We start from the raw sequence: 18,039 nt of genomic DNA on the forward strand, positions 1-18,039 counted from the left end.
TGCGCAACGCGCCGCACGATCCTAGTGAGCGAACGAACGATTCCCCGTCACCTGATGAGCGCCGATCGCGGCCTTCAACGTATCGGAAGGCCGCATGCCGAACAGCTTCCGGTAATCGGTCGCAAACTGGCTCAAATGCCAGAAGCCCCACGCCGCCGCAACATCCTGCACCGAGCGTGTTTCGTGCGACGCATTGCACAGATCGCGTCGCGCGCCATTCAGGCGAATCGTGCGCAGATACGTGGCAGGCGCCATCCCGAGCACGTCCTGAAAGCAGTATTGCAACGTGCGCCGGCTCACATGCAGGCGCTCGCACAACTCCGGCACGTTGATCGCGCGGTCGCGATTGGCCAGCACATACTCGCGCGCTTCCGACACGATCGACTGACGACGCCCACGCGCAGGCATCGCCACCTGCTCCGCGGCAGGCAACGCGCCCACATCGAATAGTGAAGCCAGCACCGACGCCTGCAAATTGTTGCGTGCGAACGAGGACAGCGGGGTGCTGCTCGCAGCGCCGTCGTTGAGAAGTTGCCGCAACGATGCGCACAAGCGATCTTTGCGCGCCGTGCCGATCGACACGACTTCCGTGTTCGGCAGATGATCGGCCAGACCGACGCGCTCCACTTCAGCGGCGTAACGGCGCAGCACTTCACCCTTCACCACCACGCCAAAAATCTCGTAGCCCGCTGAGGTCAGCAATTCGAATTCGATCCCGCCCGGACGAAATGCGAGCGCATCCCCAGCGATCACCTGCGCGTCGATACGTCCCGAACCTTCACGGCAAATCGGAATGCCGAACCAGTAGGCATCCTTCTGCACTTCGCAGGTCTGCCGCAGCGTGTGGCTGGTGGTTTCGACGAACACCTGCATGTGATCGAGGCACAACTCCGTCAAGCCGCCGACAAACCGGCCTGCGGTCAGCTGGTCGTAGGTCTGGTGCCAGCCGTGGAGGTTGCGCGCCTGCTCGTCCGCGTCGTAGGCGACGCAGGTCTGCACGCAAAAGTTCGGCTGTTGCGCGTGCGTCGGTGCTGTCAGGCTCTGATTCTGGAATTCAATCGTCATACCGGATCTACGAAAACGGAATATCGAAGCGGGAAAGGAAGGCAATTCCCATGCCGAACGGATTCTTCGCTTACTTTGCTTTGATCTCACCAGCAGGTGCGCACGCCCTGTTCAATTCCTGAACAGCGCTGCGCACGCTGGTCAGAAACGAAACGCTCATCCACCGGCAACGTGAACAGTGCCACGCGCCATGCCGCGCAAAGTGCCCGCTGCGCGTGCGCGGCTCACCAGCGCGGTGCATTGGCACGGTTCTGGCTCTAGCCTCTCGCGGCCAAGCGAAATATCGCGCCGAATATAGCCCATTCAAACATGTGAGGAGCACACAGATGAATCACGCAGAGATGCAGTTTCTGACCACCGAATTCCCGTACAAAAAGCAGTATGCGAATTTCATCGGCGGCGAATGGGTAAAACCAGTGGGTGGCGAGTACTTCGACAACGTGTCGCCAATCACCGGTGAGGCGTTCACGTCGATCCCGCGTTCGCGCGAAGCCGATATCGAACTCGCGCTCGACGCCGCGCATCGTGCGAAGGCAGCGTGGGGCAAGACCTCCGCCGCCGATCGCGCGAACGTCCTGAACCGTATCGCCGACCGGATGGAAGCGAATCTGCAGCGCATCGCCGTGGCTGAAACGATCGACAACGGCAAACCGCTGCGTGAAACGATGGCGGCCGATATCCCGCTAGCCATCGATCATTTCCGTTATTTCGCCGGTGCCGTGCGTGCGCAGGAAGGTGGGATCTCCGAGATCGACCACGACACCGTCGCGTATCACTTTCACGAACCGCTCGGCGTGGTCGGCCAGATCATTCCGTGGAATTTCCCGATCCTGATGGCGGTATGGAAGCTCGCACCTGCATTGGCTGCCGGCAATTGCGTCGTGCTGAAGCCGGCCGAGCAAACTCCCGCTTCGATTCTCGTGCTGCTCGAACTGATCCACGATTTGCTGCCGCCGGGCGTGCTGAACGTGGTGAACGGTTTCGGCCTCGAAGCCGGCAAACCGCTCGCATCGAGCAAGCGCATCGCGAAGATCGCTTTCACCGGCGAGACGACGACGGGCCGCCTGATCATGCAGTACGCGAGCCAGAACATCATTCCCGTGACGCTCGAACTCGGCGGCAAGAGCCCGAACATTTTCTTTGCCGACGTGATGAACGAGGACGACAGCTATTTCGACAAGGCGCTCGAAGGCTTCACGATGTTCGCGCTGAATCAGGGCGAGGTGTGCACGTGTCCGTCGCGTGTGCTGATCGACGAAAAAATTTACGACCGCTTCATGGAACGCGCATTGAAGCGTGTGGCTGCTATCACACAAGGCCACCCGCTCGATACGAAGACGATGATCGGCGCACAAGCCTCGCAGGAACAGTTGGAAAAAATCCTCTCGTACGTCGACCTCGGCAAGCAGGAAGGTGCCGAATGTCTGATCGGCGGTGAACGCAATGCGCTCGGCGGCGAACTGAGCAAGGGCTACTATGTGAAGCCGACCGTGTTCCGTGGCCACAACAAGATGCGCATTTTCCAGGAAGAAATCTTCGGACCGGTTGTTTCCGTAACGACCTTCAAGAACGAAGAGGAAGCGCTCGAGATCGCCAACGATACGCTCTACGGTCTGGGCGCCGGTGTATGGACACGCGACGGTACGCGCGCCTATCGCTTCGGCCGGCAAATCCAGGCGGGCCGTGTGTGGACCAACTGCTATCACGCGTATCCGGCACACGCTGCGTTCGGTGGCTATAAGCAATCGGGCATCGGCCGCGAAAATCACAAGATGATGCTCGATCACTATCAGCAGACCAAGAACCTGCTCGTCAGCTATAGCGATAAGCCGCTCGGTTTCTTCTGAGCGTAACGAGGAGCTGGCGATTCTGTTCGAGCGGGCCGCTTTGCGCGGCTCGCTTTTTTCAGCGAGGGCATGTGATGGCTGATGAGAAGGAAGTGGCCCGTGTGATTGCCACGCCGGCTGCGGTCGATTTGATCGATAAGCTATGCGCCGAGCACGGGGCCGTGTTATTTCACCAATCCGGTGGATGCTGCGACGGCAGCGCGCCGATGATGTTTCCTCAGAGTGAGTTCATGGTCGGCTCGTCCGACGTGAAACTCGGCACGATTGCGGGCGTGCCGTTCTACATGAGCGAATCGCAGTTTGAATACTGGCAGCACACGCAGTTGATTATCGACGTGGTACCGGGCAATGGCGGGATGTTTTCTTTGGAACGGCCGAGCGGCTTGCGTTTTCTCACACGCTCGCGACTGTTCGCGGACGATGAAAACGCGTGGCTGGAAACGCATCCGGTGGAACGGGCGGATGCTTAAGTGGCGTTTTTATGTCGCGCGTGAGGTCGAATTGTTGCTGACTGCGAGCGTGATCGTTAGCATCACTTCTCTAGTTTGAATCGCGGCCGACTGCTGGCGTTCCCGGCGCGCTCTCTTGTCAGCCGTGCGTGTCTAATTCTAATCGCCGCCGACGGCAAGTTTTGCCGGCGCATTCACCAGCGGCGCGCGTCTAATTCGAATCGTCATTGACTGCGGGTGGTGTCGGCGGACTTACCAGCAGCGTGTCACTGTCGTCCTTCAGGCCGACACCGGTGAGACCCAAGCGCTTCGCATGCGTCAGCAGATAGTGCAACTTGTGCGCGGCTGACTCGTAGTTAAGACCTTCAGGACGCACGTTGGAAATGCAGTTACGTTGCGCATCGCTGCAGCCCACTTTGGGCGCATAAGTCAGGTAGATACCGAGACTATCGGGCGAACTCAAACCTGGCCGCTCGCCGATCAGCATCACCACCAGTTTGGCGTTGAGCAACTCGCCGATCTCGTCACCGAGCGCAACACGAGCCTGACGTGCAACCACCACGGGGCCGATTTTCCAATCGGCCAGGCGTGGAATGACTGCTTGCAGCAGCGGGATCGATTGCTTCGACGCAGCGAATGCAGACAGACCATCGGCGATGACGAAAACCACTTCAGGCGAATCGTTCTTGAGTTGACCAAGCGCAGCGCGGCTCTCATCGCTTAAGCGCCTGCCGAGATCAGGCCGCCGCAAATAATGTTCGCGATCAGGCGCGGCACTATGCACATCCAGTGTGCTGAAACTTTGCGCGCGTAGCTGTTCGTGCAACACCTCCGTATCGAGCGGATGATGCACCGCGTCGCGCGCCTGCGCATGCGACAGGTTGAACGCCAGCAACGGCGCCGTCGGCAAACTATTGCCTGCGCGGCCCAACGCGATGCGCGCGTTAGTGAACTGTCGCAGCGCGTTCCATGGATTCTTTTCGAGGAAGTCGCTCATGCGATCCCCATCCAGTCGCGCGCACCTTCCAGCAGCGGTTGTTGTGTCGACGCACTCAGCAATGCGCCACGCGCGTCGGTGATCTGCATCGACTCCAGCCACTCTTCGAATTCCGGTGCACGGCGCAGGCCGAGCACGTCGCGCACGTAAAGCGCGTCATGGAAGGAGGTACTTTGATAGTTGAGCATCACGTCGTCCGCGCCCGGAATGCCCATGATGAAATTGATGCCTGCCACACCGAGTAGCGTAAGCAGGTTGTCCATGTCGTCCTGATCGGCTTCGGCGTGATTCGTGTAGCAGATGTCGCAGCCCATCGGCACGCCGAGCAGTTTGCCGCAGAAGTGGTCTTCGAGACCCGCACGGGTGATCTGCTTGCCGTCGTACAGATACTCGGGGCCGATGAAACCGACCACCGTGTTGACCAGGAACGGATTGAATTTACGCGCGACGGCATAGGCGCGCACTTCGCATGTCTGTTGATCGACGCCGAAATGCGCATCGGCCGACAACGCGCTGCCCTGCCCGGTTTCGAAATACATCAGGTTATTGCCGACGGTGCCGCGTTTCAGCGACAGCCCCGCTTCATACGCTTCCTGCAGCAGCGCGAGCGAAATACCGAAACCCGCGTTCGCCTTCTCCGTACCTGCAATCGACTGAAACACCAGGTCGACCGGCGCACCTTTTTCGATGGCGGCAATCGTATTCGTGACATGGGTCAGCACACACGATTGTGTCGGCACCTGATAGCGCAGGCGGAAATCGTCGATCATCAGCAACAGCTTGGTGATCGCGGCGAGATTGTCGCTGGCGGGGTTGATGCCGATCATCGCGTCGCCGCAGCCGTACATCAGGCCGTCGAGCATTGACGCGGCGATACCTTTGACGTCGTCGGTTGGATGATTCGGTTGCAGACGCACCGACATGCGGCCAGGCAAACCGACCGTATTACGAAACCGCGTGATCACCGGACGTTTGCGCGCCGCCGTGATCAGATCCTGATTGCGCATCAGCTTCGAGACCGCAGCAACCATCTCCGGTGTGAGCCCGGCGGTAATACGCGTGAGCGCATCCGCATCGGTCGTGCTGCTCAGCAGCCAGTTGCGAAAATCGCCGACGGTGAGATGCGAGATCTCGGCGAACGCTTGCGGCGAATGATCGTCGATCACGAGGCGCGTGACCTCGTCGGTTTCGTACGGGATCAGAGCTTCGTTGAGAAACGTGCGCAAAGGGACCTGCGCGAGCGCCATCTTGGCCGCAACGCGCTCCTCTTCGCTCGCCGCCGCGACGCCCGCGAGCTGGTCGCCCGAACGCTGCGGGCTGGCTTTCGCCATTAACGTTTTCAGATCGGCGAAACGATACGTGCGGCTGCCGATTGTCTCGGTGTAGCTCATTTTACGACTCCATCGCCGCTGCTTGCGCAGCGGCTCGTTCCGTCACTCTTCGAGCAAAGCGTCTGCCGGTGCTGCTTCGCGTTGATGGCGCGTCAACAGGAAGTAGACGTAGCCGAGCGCGAGAAAGATCGCGAACACGACGGCCACCACAAAATTGAAGTAGACCATCGTTGCCAGACAAATCACCGCAGCCACCAGCGCGAACGCCGGAAAGAACGGAAACAGCGGTGCGCGGAACGGGCGCTCCATGTTCGGATCCGAGCGGCGCAGTTTGAACAGCGACAACATGCTGATGATATACATCACGATAGCGCCAAATACGGACATCGTCACGATGTTCGCCGTCAGCGTCTGCCCGCCGAACTGGATCAGCTCGTCGCTATAGATCGCGGCGATGCCCACCACGCCACCCGCGATGATCGCGCGATGCGGTGTTTTGAAGCGCGGATGCACCTTGGAGAGCCACTCCGGCAGATAACCCGCGCGGGCCAGCGCGAAGATCTGACGCGAGTATCCGAGGATGATGCCGTGAAACGACGCGACGAGCCCGAACAGGCCGAGCCACACCAGCATATGCATCCAGCCGCTATGCTCGCCGACGATGAATTTCATGGCCTGCGGCAACGGATCGTTGATGTTCGCCAATTTGGTCCAGTCGCCGGCGGCGCCTGCGAACACCATCACGCCGACGGCGAGCACCACCAGCGTGAGAATACCGGTGATGTAGGCAATCGGAATCGAACGCTTCGGATTCTTGGCTTCTTCGGCGGCCATCGCCACGCCTTCAATCGCAAGGAAAAACCAGATGGCGAAAGGAATCGCCGCGAACATGCCGTGGAACGAGCCCATGCTGAAGGTGTCCGCGCCGGACCAGCCGCCTTTCGTGAAGTTCGACCACTGAAAACCGGGTGACACCACGCCCATGAACACCAGCAATTCGAAGATCGCAAGCAGCGTTACGCACAACTCGAAGGCCGCGGCAATCTGCACGCCGACGATATTCAACGCCATAAAGACGAGATACGCGCCCATCGCCGCGTGTTTGGGTTCGAGACCTGGAAACTGCACGTGCAGATACGCGCCGATCGCGAGTGCAATCGCGGGCGGTGCGAAGACAAATTCGACTAACGTCGCCGCGCCCGCCAGATAACCGCCGGTTGGGCCAAAAGCGTGGCGCGCATAGGCGAACGGGCCGCCGGCATGCGGAATCGACGTGGTGAGTTCGGTGAAACTAAAAATGAAGGTGGTGTACATCGCGGCAATAAAAACCGCCGTGATGACAAAGCCAAGCGTGCCGGCGCTCGCCCAGCCGTAGCTCCAGCCGAAATACTCACCGGAGATGACCAGACCGACCGCGATCCCCCACAGTTGCCACGTACCGAGCGTCTGCTTCAACTCATGATGCGTGACCTTACCGACGTGCTGACTTTTGGACTCTGATTTCATCGGACGCTCCTGATGTTGCCGCTTGCTCGACGCCGCAAGGTTTTGCGGTGCATGAGCGGACAGGCTTCAGCCGATGGTAGTGAGCCATTATTCGAGGTGTTATCGAAATTCGGCAAAGTTCGAGCGCGATTGTGTCAGTGGACGCTTAACTCCGTTTGCGTGCGGCGTGTGAAGTTCGCAGGATTTGGTAAATGGGGACGTGGTACTTTGGTTCGCATTTTTACGCAAGCTTCTCCTGGTTAGCCACTTAATATGAACCCAGCAGACAACCGCGCGCGCTACGAAATTCGGCTGGGCCGCGTGCTGGACCATATTTACGATCATCTCGACGAACCGCTGAATATCGATCGTTTAGCGGAAATTGCCTGCATGTCGCCGTATCACTGGCATCGCATCTATCAGGCGATGTATGGCGAGACAGTGGCGACGACCGTACGCCGCCTGAGGCTGCATCGCGCGGCGGGATACCTGGCGAATGGTTCGACGCCGATCGCGGAGATTGCCGTGCGCTCGGGTTACAGCAGTTTGCAGTCTTTCTCTCGCACCTTTCGCGCGGCGTTCGGCGTTCCGCCGGCGCTGTATCGCAAGCAAGGCACACATAGCCGGTTTCGTCCGGCGCTTTCTGGAGACGATCAAATGACGATGCGTGAAGTGGTGATTCGTCACGTGGAGCCGATGGATGTTTTGTCGGTGGATCACGTGGGACCGTATATGCAGATCGGCAAGGCGTTCGATGGGTTGTTCGGCTGGTTGGCGAAACACAATCTGCTGGCGGGGCAGATGCGCATGATCGGGATTTACTACGACGATCCGGGTGTCGTGGAGGAGAATGAGTTGAGGTCGAAGGCAGGGGTGTTGTTGCCGCATCCGGTTCAGGCTTCGGTGACCGTGAGTCCGCCGGTTTCGGTGGCGCACGTGAAAGGCGGTGAGTACGCGGTGTTGCGCCACAAGGGGCCGTATAGCGATATGCGTGCGGCTTATGAATGGCTGTATGGGACGTGGCTAGTGCAGTCAGGGCGCGAGGCTGCGGATGCGCCGGTGTTCGAGGAGTATCTGAATAGCCCTAAGGAGACTGCACCTGCTGATCTGTTGACCGAGATTTGTTTGCCGTTGGTTTGATGGCTTTGGCCTGGTTCTGTTTGTTTTGCCTGCTTTGTGCGTGTTTATGCAGCGGGCTTTCCGGATGCCTCTCTGGTTTTTATAGTCTTTGTATATGTATACGTAGTAATAGTTAACAAGCACCGCGCCTGGTTGTGGATAACCTGAATCTTCGTTTACGGATCAAGGGACTGCGGAATCGATAACCCTGCGGAGCACGGGCGAACAGGGGCAAGGAGCCAGGGACAACTTTTGACTGACCTGGCGAGATCGCCGATTTATCAAAGTTTCGCCCACAAGGTGTCAGGTGGCTTGTACAAAAGTTGTCCAGAGGGGGCTGTGGATAAGTGGCGTGACTTATCCAGTGCTCAATCTGCGAGTTCGTACGACGTGCTGCGGCCCGGCTGCCGCTGATTTTTTCGACACCCCGAGTGCGACGCTGATCCCACTCATTCTCCCCTGCAGGCACCAATCATCCGCCGCAGAAAACGCGGAGAATAGTGCGCTATTCGCCGCTTGAGACAGTGCGCTCCTCACGAACGACTGATTTCTCGAACGGATCGGGTTGAGTAAGGCAAAAGCGGTTGGGGCCGCGCTGCAAGACACGTAATAGCTGCGGCAAAGTCAAATCAGAATAGGTTGTCGCACTTATCGGATACCGCCTGTGCAATGGTGAGACCGTATCCTCGCCTATTGCCGATTTTGCTGCTGCCCGTCGCTGACTGTGAGTTATCGTGCCTTCTGGATCAATCAGGTGCCTCGGCAACACTTTATTGCAGAATTGATTCGTACTGCAGATGCGTTGACAACACTTAGCCGCGTCGCTTATCTTCGACCCGCGGGTCGGCTGGTCAAGCTTGCCAAGGTACGGGCAGTATTCGTTCCAGGCACTACGGGGCTACCCCGTGGATCAGAAAGACCTCCGCAGTTCGTCGCATGAGCGTCAGTTGCGCGTTGCGCAAAGGAGCTCACGCAGCACAAGACGCGTTGACTGGCCGCCCCGCTCCTCTCTTTGCTCTATGCCCTTATCTTCTCTGCAATTCGTCACCTACGCGATCGCCGATGCCATGTTGGCCGGACCGCCCGACGCCGTCGCGATAATCGAGCGGATGACGCTCGTATTGGGTGAACGCTCGGATTGGATGAATGGATTGTCGCGTGGGGTCGAGAAGCGATTTGGCGCGCGTTGGGACAGCGTCGACAGTAAAGAATTGTCGAAGGTCGTGGCTGAGAACACGGGTTTTGTTTCGGCATGGAGGAGTGAAAGCCGGCCGAGGGTTGTTCGTATGTTGCCTCGCCCTCCTGTTCAGCGGCCGCCTCCACCCTGGTTGCATGACGTGGCGCTACCGCAGTTGCCGACGCTCGGCGATCTGGCCGCGTGGTTGGAAATCGAGTCAAACGAACTGGACTGGTTTGCCGATCGCTGGCGTGTGCAAGCGCAGAGTGCGGCGACACCGCTTCATCACTATTCGTACAAGGCGATCGAGAAACGCGACGGTCGGTGTCGGATCATCGAAGTGCCCAAATCGCGCTTGCGGGCTTTGCAGAGAAAAGTGCTGCATGGCTTACTCGATCGAATTCCTGCTCACGATGCGGTGCATGGTTTTCGACGTGGACGGAATACGGTTACGTTCGCGGCGCCTCATGCTGGGAAGGCGCTTGTGATTCGCTTCGATCTGACGGATTTCTTTGCGTCGGTGCATGAGGGACGTGTTTACTCCACGATACGTGCTTTGGGTTATCCCTTGGAGGTTTCCCGAGCGCTGACTGCGCTGTGTACCAATCGTGTGCCGAGTGGCAGGTTGCTGGCGCCGGATGTGCGCGACAAGATCGATTGGTTGGAGCGGCAGCGGTATCGGAGCCGGCATTTGCCGCAAGGGGCGCCTACTTCCCCGGCGTTGGCGAATTTGTGTGCGTTTCGGTTGGATCTGAGGTTGGCTGGGTTGGCGCGTTCGTTAGGTGCGACGTACACGCGGTATGCCGATGACCTGGCGTTTTCCGGTGGTGACGCTCTCGCGCGGATGGCTCAGCGGGTTGAAATTCGCGTGGCGGCGATTGCTATTGAAGAAGGGTTTGCGGTTAATTTAAGGAAGACGCGGGTGATGCGGCGGGGGGCGAGGCAGCATCTGGCTGGGGTGGTGGTGAACAGTCATCCGAATCTTGCGCGGACTGAGTTTGATGCTTTGAAGGCGGTGCTGACGAATTGCGTTCGACTTGGAGCGGCTTCACAGAATCGCGACAATTATTCCGACTATCGAGCTCATCTCATGGGTCGCGTCGCGCACGCTGCGATGCTGAATGCGACGAGAGGCACCAAGCTGAAAGCGATTTTCGAGCGGATCGTGTGGGATGAAGATAGCGATGCCGGAGCAGAACCACGCATGTGAGGTCCGATCGCCGCGATCCTTGCGATGTTGAACGCTTCGACCGCTACCCGTGGAGTCTGTCTGTTCCTGCTCCCGCTCGTCGCGACGATCGCAACTGCCGTCGGGCTATTCGCTAGCGGCGTTCACGGCCACGCGCTACCAATCGTTCCCATCGGCGCCGTGCTCAGCAACTGGTTGTGTTTCAGGGTGATGGCGTGGTTGCGCCTTCGTCCTTAACGGCGTGGCCGCTTCGACTGATTCCCTCCGCGTCGCCCACGCGCTCGCTCGTAAGCGGCTCGTCTGGGCCGTTATGGACAGCGGATTGAGGGTTTGGGTAATTTGGTGTCCACCAAATTATTGCGGACACCAAAGTGGACAATACATTGAAGGCGCGCGCAGCCGGTGGCGCATATAAGCGACCGAATTTCCCTACGGAGTTCAAACGGCGCCTGGTAGAGCAGTCACTTGAGCCAGGTGCCTCGGTAGCGTTGATTGCGCGTGCCAACGAGGTTAATGCGAATTTGCTGTTCAAATGGCGACGGCAGTATCTGCAAGGTGCCTACGGCATCCCGTCGCTTCCCAACCCCACGATATCCGATCCTGCCCGGGAGAGTGCGCCGCTGTTGCCGGTGAGCATTGTCGCCGACACCGCCGAATCGACCCCGGTGACGGTGCGCGACGCGGGGGGCGTGAACACCGTGGTTGAGAGCGTGTGCGAGGTGGTGTTCAGCAATGCGTGTCTGCGGATCCGCGGCGAGGTCTCGCCCGCCACGCTACGTCTGTTGATCCGTGAGCTGTCGCGATGATCGGCCTGCCGGCGGGCACACGTATCTGGATCGCAGCAGGGGTGACCGACATGCGCTGCGGCTTCCAGGGCCTGGCCGCCAAGGTACAGACGGCGCTTGAGGAGAATCCGCTGGGCGGTCACGTGTTCATCTTCCGCGGCCGTCGCGGCGACCTGGTAAAAATTCTTTGGGCTACCAGCGACGGGCTATGGCTGCTTGCAAACTATCTGGCTTCATACTACAACTCCTTTGGTTGGATGAGAGGGTTTTGATTCTTTCGTCGCCTGCACCGCAGCTACGCGGTCAGCGAGCCGGTCCCATCGACTACTATGCTTCACCGGTGGGTTCGAATCGGGGACTTCGTAGAGATGCGCATAATCGTTATAGGCGTGTTTGGTGACGATGCCGTGTTCCACCCATCTGACGAGCGTGGCTTCATGGATTCCAAGCCGCGCGGCGGCCTCAAGTCTCGTCAACATGCCACGATCCCGCAGTCTGTCGCGACGGGAGCGGAGCCCGTTTCGCTGAGCCTGATATGCGACGCGCAGCGCGGTAAATCGGATGTCGGCCTTACCTGGCCGGACACAACCACCAGGGCGGATACCCTGATTGTTGAGGATGTCAGCAATCTCGGAGCATATGTGGCTGTCGAGAAGCGTGTCGATGAGTTCCAGGACCTCTGGCCGGGTCTTAACCTGTTGTGCAGAGGTTTGGGGATTCTGCGCCGTCAGGGTTTCAGTCCTGCCAGCCTTGAAGCGGACGTGAATCCTGGTTGTTCCCTCTTCTGGCAGTTTGACCAGCGTGACATCCTCGATAATGTAAGCGAGTAGCCGCTTGCGTTCACGGTTCGGTAGTGATTGGTCACGCCAGAGCGTTTTGAAGTCGGTCGTCATGGCGATGAGTCGGTCGCGGATTGCATCGTCGACCACGAGACGTTCCTCCTGCTGGCTACGCTCCCTTTCCTCCCTGGCGTTGGCCAACGTGCGTAACTTGTCGTTCCATTCATGCTCGAGCGTGTCGGCGACCAGACGATTATCTGGGGCAACCAGCATGAATCGTCGCTGTGCAAGATCAGCCTCGTACTGCGCGCGTTCGACGGCCCGAAGGCGCAACCGGTCTGCTTCGTCGTGGCGGGCTTCGATCTCTCTGCGAATCTCCAGCGCCAATTCAACGGCGGCCGGAGTCATCATGGCGGCGACCAGTGCACCAACCGCTTCATCTATAGGCGCTCCGGCAATCGACTGGCAGCAGGGTTCGCCACGAGTGCCTTGTGCGCGATCGCAGATATACCACGCTTCCTGTCGTCCGCGTCGTGTTGCGTACCGGAGCCGGAAGTGCCGGCCGCAAAGCCCGCAAACCGCGCGCCCCTGTAGCAGGGCTGCGCCTTCCCTGGGCGGCGACGCTCGCGCAACCTCGTACCCTTGACCATTGGTCTTGAGAATCTCGAGATTCTGCTGAAACTGTTCCCGTGTGATGTACCCGGGATGGGCATCCGGGATGCAGGCTAGCCAGTCGTCACGTTCGCGCTTCCGAGTCAGACTCTTACCATCAGCAGTCCGCCGGTAATACCGCCGGCCATAGAAGTAAGTGCCTGCGTAACGCGGGTTGTTCAGTGTCCGGAGCGCGGTCGACGCGGTGAGGGGCTGGAAGGTTATCAGCTTCTCGTTGCGCATGCGGGATGGAAACAGAAGCCCCTCATTCTTGAAGACCTTGACTGTCTGACAGGCAGAGCCTACCCGTGAAAACGTCTCGAAGAAGTACGCGATTGTCTCCCTGACCTGCGAGTCTGGGTCAAGCACCACGTTGCCGAGTTCGTCGTACACGAAGCCTGTCGGAAGTCGACAGCGAAACTCGCCACGGCGCGCCTTGTTCAGGATTCCGCCACGCAATCGGGCCTTGATAACATGGAGTTCGGCCTCGCTCATTGTTCCCTTGAGCCCGAGCAGGAGCCGATCATTGAAGCTGGCCGGATCGTATACTCCGTCTTCGTCCAGAATCAGCGTATCAGCGAGGGCGCAGATCTCCAGCAGGCGATGCCAGTCGGCATTGTTTCTCGCCAGGCGTGACACCTCCAGGCCCATGACGATGCCGGCCCGGCCCATGCCGACATCAGTAACCAGCCGTTGAAACCCCTCCCGCCAGGACGCCGACGCTCCAGATTCACCTTGATCGCTATCGATCGTGATGATCTGGTCATCGCGCCAACCAAGCGCGGTCGCACGACCACGCAGGGCGTACTGCCGTTTCGTGCTCTCGACGTTCTCGACGACCTGTCGCATCGACGACTGCCGAATGTAAAGGTACGCACCCCGCTCGAGGTGATGAGGTTGAACTTTATGCGATGCGTTCATAGTGTTCCCCACTTATTGAATGTCATGGCCATGCCTGCGAGTGCGTAAACCACGGTGTTGCGCTCGAAGGATCGTGCATGTGGTGCGGATTGGGTCGGAATCGGTTCCGGGCGCGTGCCGGTAGTGACCGACATGCATGCCCATGCCCACATGCCTCGATTTAGAAAGACGTTGAGCCCACGCCGGGCGTCTGCAGGCAAAACCTCCCCCAGCATGGCCGAACGCATCACCTCGTACTGCGCGACGACGGCGGGCGAAAGCGTCGGTGGTCTGGCGTCGGCTCTGGTTATTCCGCCGTTTTTTTTACACCGAAGGCACGTTCGATCGTTCTTGGATGCACATCGAGACCAAATTCCTTGCGAACCAGCCTTGCCAGTTCGCGTGCCCGAATCGGCTCTCCAGGGGCAAGCCGTGTCTTGAGAAACGCCAACACATCACCCTGGATCTTGTGTGGACCATGCGGCCCCCGCTTCCTCGGCATCAGTCCAGCGATCCCGCCTTCCTCGAAGTCCATCCGGGCCTGATAAAAGGTCGGTCGTGAGACGCCGTATTCGTCGGAAACCGACGTCACCGATGCCTTCTCGACGGAGACGCGGCGCAACATCTCGTACTTCACCTGCACGGCATCGTGCGGGTCAAAAAAACTCCCTTCCTGAAACTTGGGGTCCAGGACGTTCTCCGGCATCGGATTCAACGCGCCGTCCTCTGTGAGAACGTCGATCTTCGAGCGCTTGCGTTCGATGGTTGTGGGCACATTCAACTCCAGATGACTCAAAGAGTATATGTAATTAAAATATGCCGCAATGCAAGCCTTGTCAAGGTCAATAAAGATGGACTTTAGTCGTAATTTTACGGAATAGTATTGCGACTATGGCTGCGTTAATGAAAGAACGTGCGGCATAATTACATTACATAAGCGGCAAAATTAGGCTTACAGCTAATTGGCGCTATCAGCTCGCCTTTGCGAGGAGAGGCGTGTCACGAGGCAAGCAAGTTCCATCAAGTCCGCTACCGTGAACAGCGCACGTTCTTGCCCCATGGTGACCTCAGGATCAGGCTCGCTCATATCGGTCCACTTCGGGGGAACAGAGCAGAAGCTCTTGTCGTCGATGCGCAGCAAGAGACGCTTGCCGGAGCGGTTATAGCGCTCGCCAACGCAGACGAGCTGCCGGCCACTGAAGGGATGGAAGGGATGAGTTATGCGGACAAGCTGCGCCGAGGTAGCAACAAGGCCTGCATTCCGAGCTATGTTACAAGCGGCTCGAGCGTGGCCGCTTCGTTTGGCCGCAGGCCGATAGCGGCAAGATCCATCTGACCCACGCCCAGCTGTCGATGCTGCTCGAAGGCATCGACTGGCGGCAGCCACGCCGCACCGCTGAGCCACTGTCGATGTTGTAAACCGCGCGGCACCTGCGTAAACTGCGTGGCATGTCTGATGCCAGCGACCTTCCTGATGACATCGATGCACTCAAGGCCTTGCTGCTCGAGGCGCGGGCGTCCCTGGCCGAGCGGGATCTGGAAATCGAACGGCTCAAGGCGCAAATCGACAAACTCAAGCGCATGCAGTTCGGCCGCAAGTCCGAGAAACTGGACCGGGAAATTGCGGAACTTGAGACCCGACTGGAGGACCTGACCGGCAGCCGGGGCGTGGCCGAGACGCGCGAAGCGCAGGCCGGCAGCAGCAAGGCGAGCGCGAACCGTGCTTCGCGCGAGGCGCTGCCGGAACACCTGCCGCGCGAGGAGCATGTGCTGGAGCCGGATCCGGTTTGCCCCGAGTGCGGCGGCCAGATGCAACCGCTGGGCGAGGACGTCTCCGAACAGCTTGGCCGCATCGCGGCAGCGTTCACGGTCATCCGTACCATCCGGCGCAAGAAGGTCTGCGCGTGCTGCCGCCGCATCGTGCAGCCGCCTGCGCCGAGCCTGCCGATCGAGCGCGGTATCGCACACCCGAGCCTGCTTGCCGACATTCTCGTGGCCAAATACGCGGATCACCAGCCGCTGTACCGGCAGTCGGTGATTGCGGCACGCGACAAGGTCACGCTGGACCCGGCGAGCATGGGCCGATGGGTCGGCATGTGCGAGTCCCTGGTCGATCCGCTGGTGGAGGCGTTGCGCCGCTATGTGATGGCCGGCACGAAGCTGCATGCGGATGACACGCCGATTCCCGTGCTCGCGCCAGGCAACAAAAAGACCCGAACCGGACGGCTGTGGGTCTATGTGCGCGATGATAGTCGGGCTGGCTCGAAGGAATCCCCCGCGGCATGGTTTGCCTACTCGCCCAACCGGCGCGGGGAGCATCCCCAGCGCCATCTGGCCGACTTCAGCGGCATCCTGCAAGCGGACGCTTACGCCGGCTTCGACGAGCTGTTCAAGGATGGCTCGATTCGCGAAGCGGCGTGTCATGCGCACGCGCGACGCAAACTCTACGACATTCACGTACGCACGCCATCAGAGACGACCACCGAGGCGCTCAGATGCATTGGCGAGCTCTATGGTATCGAGGCCGGCATCCGCGGTAAGCTGCCAGCGGAGCGACTGCGTGTGCGGCAGGCGCAGGCCAGACCCTTGCTCGAAAACTATGGCATGTGGCTCAGGGCAAAGCTCAAGACGTTGTCGGCCAAGTCGGACACAGCCAAAGCGATCAACTACTCGCTCAACCAGTGGGATGCGTTGACGCTGTATTGCGACGACGGCACGGTGGAGATAGACAACAACATCGCCGAAAATGCGCTGCGTTGTGTGGCCCTGGGTCGAAAGAACTTCCTCTTTGCCGGCTCCGACAGCGGCGGCGAGCGGGCGGCGGCGATGTACTCGTTGATCGCGTCGTGCAAACTCAATGGCATCGACCCGCGCGCTTACCTGTGCCACGTGCTGACCTGTATTGCCGATCATCCAATCAACCGCGTCGACGAATTGCTGCCCTGGCGCGTTGCCGCAGACCTGCAAAATCCACCCCAACCTGCGGTTCCGACCGGTTGAACAACAGCGGTGGACAGCACGCCCCGATCGCCCGGAGCGGCTCACACGCGCTGAGCCGGTAGCCGACTGCACCTGGGACACCGGTCCGTTACCCGGTAACGCTGAAGGGCTACCGTGGCACCTGGAAGTAGGTATCCCATTCTGCGGAGTCCGGATCGAGCCTGCGCACGATCGCCGCGTCCGCCCGCACTGCCAGCCGCTCCAGCATCTCACGTTTCGTTACCGAGTAACGGCGTGCCAGCCGTGCGAGCGCGAGATCGGCTTCAGTGGTCACCCACATATCAAGCCGCCGCTCCCCGTTGCCATCGTTTCCAGCTGTCGCCCGCCTTGCCCGGAAGGCGGCCTGCCGCTCCGCTGTTGTTTGCGCCATCGGTTTCCCCTCGTCGTTGTTACCCGGTAACGATATGTCTGAACTCGTTACCGGGTAACGCAAAATACCCAAAGGAGATAGCATGTCCCGCTTCACATCGCGTTGTCCAGGAAAAACCGAACGGTCCAGGCGAGGCGCTTACGCTCGCTCGGCGGTATTCGCGAGATCAAACGTCCATAAACTGACTCGCCGTCAACGTCGTTCCCAGAAAATTCGCCACGTTGGTCATAACACTGAGCAATTCGAAGGCGACCTCGGCAGTCCATCGCTCGCCGAAATAAAATGTGGCTTCTTCGACGTTGCGGCGCCAGGCATGAATTCCCGGCTCTGCTCGTAGTACGCAAACGGCCGACACCTGGAAATATCCCGACGAGCGTGCCGGGATCGCTGATTCGACTACGAAGCCCAAGAGGGACGCGCGTCGAAAGCGGAAACTTTCGTGATGCCACCGGAAGCCAGCCCACTCGGCATCGCGCGAGCGGAACGCGAAAAAATGCGCAGGGTCGTCAATTGGCGGAACCCATCGCCGGCTAGCGAATGTGGCAAATTCGGCTTCGGTCGTCATCGACGCGGGTGAGAGGGTGTGTCCGACTTCGATATCGGTTATTTCGCCAAACACGTTCTTTAAGCCTGAGAATATTTCGTCGTTGAGACGTCCGCCGAAAGCCCTTACTTCGTCTGAAGTCGTCGCCTTGATGCGAGGGCGAAGCCCGATGTGCTCGAACACCGCCTGGTCTCCCAGCAGCCCATAAAGGCGGTTGTCGTCGGGCGGATCGTCAACACGGCGCAGGCCTAGTGGATAAGGCAGATCCTCGGTCGGCATGCGCCTGTCGGTCGTACGGGTAGGCGGCTGATCTTGCGGCGCGGTCGGGTCAGAGCTCATCGGTATGTCTTC

General features: G+C 59.4%; 17 protein-coding genes. 8 read left to right on the forward strand and 9 right to left on the reverse strand.

Features of this window, described 5'->3' with window-relative positions; all coding sequences use genetic code 11:
- Positions 1 to 21: 21 nt before the first annotated feature.
- The gene (locus tag ACUN0E_RS41130) at positions 22 to 1,065 is read right to left on the reverse strand and encodes a helix-turn-helix domain-containing protein (protein ID WP_408392742.1); all 1,044 of its coding nucleotides are present in this window, start codon (positions 1,063 to 1,065) and stop codon (positions 22 to 24) included.
- Between the two features lie 326 nt (positions 1,066 to 1,391).
- Here ACUN0E_RS41130 and adh point away from each other — a divergent pair, with 326 nt between their 5' ends.
- The gene (gene adh, locus ACUN0E_RS41135) at positions 1,392 to 2,912 is read left to right on the forward strand and encodes an aldehyde dehydrogenase (RefSeq protein ID WP_408337305.1); all 1,521 of its coding nucleotides are present in this window, start codon (positions 1,392 to 1,394) and stop codon (positions 2,910 to 2,912) included.
- A gap of 74 nt (positions 2,913 to 2,986) precedes the next feature.
- Positions 2,987 to 3,382 carry a DUF779 domain-containing protein gene (locus tag ACUN0E_RS41140; RefSeq protein WP_408337303.1) on the forward strand — a complete coding sequence of 132 codons (396 nt, stop codon included), beginning with the start codon at positions 2,987 to 2,989 and terminating at the stop codon, positions 3,380 to 3,382.
- A 190-nt stretch (positions 3,383 to 3,572) separates the two neighbouring features.
- On the opposite strand, the gene eutC is transcribed toward ACUN0E_RS41140, so the two are convergent.
- From eutC to eat, 3 genes are read right to left on the reverse strand one after another with little or no spacing between them, the layout of a single operon-like run.
- Positions 3,573 to 4,358 carry an ethanolamine ammonia-lyase subunit EutC gene (gene eutC, locus ACUN0E_RS41145; protein WP_445570166.1) on the reverse strand — a complete coding sequence of 262 codons (786 nt, stop codon included), beginning with the start codon at positions 4,356 to 4,358 and terminating at the stop codon, positions 3,573 to 3,575.
- Entirely contained in the window at positions 4,355 to 5,749 is a 1,395-nt protein-coding gene (locus tag ACUN0E_RS41150; RefSeq protein WP_408236997.1) for an ethanolamine ammonia-lyase subunit EutB, read from the reverse strand. Before ACUN0E_RS41150 ends, eutC begins: the two co-directional genes overlap by 4 nt.
- 42 nt (positions 5,750 to 5,791) lie before the next feature.
- The gene (eat, locus tag ACUN0E_RS41155) at positions 5,792 to 7,195 is read right to left on the reverse strand and encodes an ethanolamine permease (RefSeq protein WP_408215191.1); all 1,404 of its coding nucleotides are present in this window, start codon (positions 7,193 to 7,195) and stop codon (positions 5,792 to 5,794) included.
- Between the two features lie 252 nt (positions 7,196 to 7,447).
- On the opposite strand from eat, the gene ACUN0E_RS41160 reads away from it, so the two are divergent.
- From ACUN0E_RS41160 to tnpB (ACUN0E_RS41175), 4 genes are all read left to right on the forward strand, one after another.
- Entirely contained in the window at positions 7,448 to 8,314 is an 867-nt protein-coding gene (locus ACUN0E_RS41160) for an AraC family transcriptional regulator (protein WP_445570167.1), read from the forward strand.
- Positions 8,315 to 9,198: 884 nt separating this feature from the next.
- A complete protein-coding gene (locus ACUN0E_RS41165; RefSeq protein ID WP_445570168.1) occupies positions 9,199 to 10,680 on the forward strand; it encodes a reverse transcriptase family protein in 1,482 nt (493 codons plus the stop codon).
- 350 nt (positions 10,681 to 11,030) lie between these two features.
- The gene (gene tnpA / locus ACUN0E_RS41170; RefSeq protein WP_445565196.1) at positions 11,031 to 11,465 is read left to right on the forward strand and encodes an IS66-like element accessory protein TnpA; all 435 of its coding nucleotides are present in this window, start codon (positions 11,031 to 11,033) and stop codon (positions 11,463 to 11,465) included.
- Complete coding sequence (gene tnpB, locus ACUN0E_RS41175; RefSeq protein ID WP_445565195.1) at positions 11,462 to 11,716, forward strand: IS66 family insertion sequence element accessory protein TnpB; 255 nt, start codon at positions 11,462 to 11,464, stop codon at positions 11,714 to 11,716. The genes tnpA and tnpB (ACUN0E_RS41175) overlap by 4 nt, the downstream gene beginning before the upstream one ends.
- On the opposite strand, the gene ACUN0E_RS41180 is transcribed toward tnpB (ACUN0E_RS41175), so the two are convergent.
- From ACUN0E_RS41180 to ACUN0E_RS41190, 3 genes are all read right to left on the reverse strand, one after another.
- A complete protein-coding gene (locus tag ACUN0E_RS41180; protein WP_445567274.1) occupies positions 11,678 to 13,795 on the reverse strand; it encodes a recombinase family protein in 2,118 nt (705 codons plus the stop codon). The two genes, tnpB (ACUN0E_RS41175) and ACUN0E_RS41180, sit on opposite strands and share 39 nt — an antisense overlap.
- A 286-nt stretch (positions 13,796 to 14,081) precedes the next feature.
- Entirely contained in the window at positions 14,082 to 14,549 is a 468-nt protein-coding gene (locus ACUN0E_RS41185) for a helix-turn-helix domain-containing protein (protein ID WP_445565193.1), read from the reverse strand.
- 183 nt (positions 14,550 to 14,732) lie between these two features.
- Positions 14,733 to 15,044 (reverse strand): DUF5372 family protein, encoded by a 312-nt coding sequence (locus ACUN0E_RS41190; RefSeq protein WP_445570450.1) that lies wholly within the window; start codon positions 15,042 to 15,044, stop codon positions 14,733 to 14,735.
- Between ACUN0E_RS41190 and tnpB (ACUN0E_RS41195) the strand changes: the two genes are divergently transcribed.
- A complete protein-coding gene (tnpB, locus tag ACUN0E_RS41195; RefSeq protein ID WP_445570338.1) occupies positions 15,029 to 15,193 on the forward strand; it encodes an IS66 family insertion sequence element accessory protein TnpB in 165 nt (54 codons plus the stop codon). The genes ACUN0E_RS41190 and tnpB (ACUN0E_RS41195) overlap by 16 nt on opposite strands.
- Positions 15,194 to 15,223: 30 nt before the next feature.
- Positions 15,224 to 16,774 (forward strand): IS66 family transposase, encoded by a 1,551-nt coding sequence (gene tnpC, locus ACUN0E_RS41200; RefSeq protein ID WP_445565192.1) that lies wholly within the window; start codon positions 15,224 to 15,226, stop codon positions 16,772 to 16,774.
- Positions 16,775 to 16,883: 109 nt separating this feature from the next.
- On the opposite strand, the gene ACUN0E_RS41205 is transcribed toward tnpC, so the two are convergent.
- Positions 16,884 to 17,054: a hypothetical protein gene (locus ACUN0E_RS41205; RefSeq protein WP_445565191.1), complete on the reverse strand. Its 171-nt coding sequence runs from the start codon at positions 17,052 to 17,054 to the stop codon at positions 16,884 to 16,886.
- Positions 17,055 to 17,310: 256 nt separating this feature from the next.
- On the reverse strand, positions 17,311 to 18,027 hold the full coding sequence (locus ACUN0E_RS41210) for a hypothetical protein (RefSeq protein ID WP_408393436.1): 717 nt from the start codon (positions 18,025 to 18,027) through the stop codon (positions 17,311 to 17,313).
- Between the last annotated feature and the right edge of the window lie 12 nt (positions 18,028 to 18,039).

The sequence above is a fragment of the Paraburkholderia sp. D1E genome (assembly GCF_052682275.1).

Excerpts from the sequence above, each read along its gene's own strand:
- ACUN0E_RS41130 (WP_408392742.1), bottom strand. The coding sequence starts at position 1,065 with ATGACGATTGAATTCCAGAATCAGAGCCTGACAGCACCGACGCACGCG.
- adh (WP_408337305.1), top strand. The coding sequence starts at position 1,392 with ATGAATCACGCAGAGATGCAGTTTCTGACCACCGAATTCCCGTACAAA.
- ACUN0E_RS41140 (WP_408337303.1), top strand. The coding sequence starts at position 2,987 with ATGGCTGATGAGAAGGAAGTGGCCCGTGTGATTGCCACGCCGGCTGCG.
- eutC (WP_445570166.1), bottom strand. The coding sequence starts at position 4,358 with ATGAGCGACTTCCTCGAAAAGAATCCATGGAACGCGCTGCGACAGTTC.
- ACUN0E_RS41150 (WP_408236997.1), bottom strand. The coding sequence starts at position 5,749 with ATGAGCTACACCGAGACAATCGGCAGCCGCACGTATCGTTTCGCCGAT.
- eat (WP_408215191.1), bottom strand. The coding sequence starts at position 7,195 with ATGAAATCAGAGTCCAAAAGTCAGCACGTCGGTAAGGTCACGCATCAT.
- ACUN0E_RS41160 (WP_445570167.1), top strand. The coding sequence starts at position 7,448 with ATGAACCCAGCAGACAACCGCGCGCGCTACGAAATTCGGCTGGGCCGC.
- tnpB (WP_445565195.1), top strand. The coding sequence starts at position 11,462 with ATGATCGGCCTGCCGGCGGGCACACGTATCTGGATCGCAGCAGGGGTG.
- ACUN0E_RS41180 (WP_445567274.1), bottom strand. The coding sequence starts at position 13,795 with ATGAACGCATCGCATAAAGTTCAACCTCATCACCTCGAGCGGGGTGCG.
- tnpC (WP_445565192.1), top strand. The coding sequence starts at position 15,224 with ATGTCTGATGCCAGCGACCTTCCTGATGACATCGATGCACTCAAGGCC.
- ACUN0E_RS41205 (WP_445565191.1), bottom strand. The coding sequence starts at position 17,054 with ATGTGGGTGACCACTGAAGCCGATCTCGCGCTCGCACGGCTGGCACGC.
- ACUN0E_RS41210 (WP_408393436.1), bottom strand. The coding sequence starts at position 18,027 with ATGAGCTCTGACCCGACCGCGCCGCAAGATCAGCCGCCTACCCGTACG.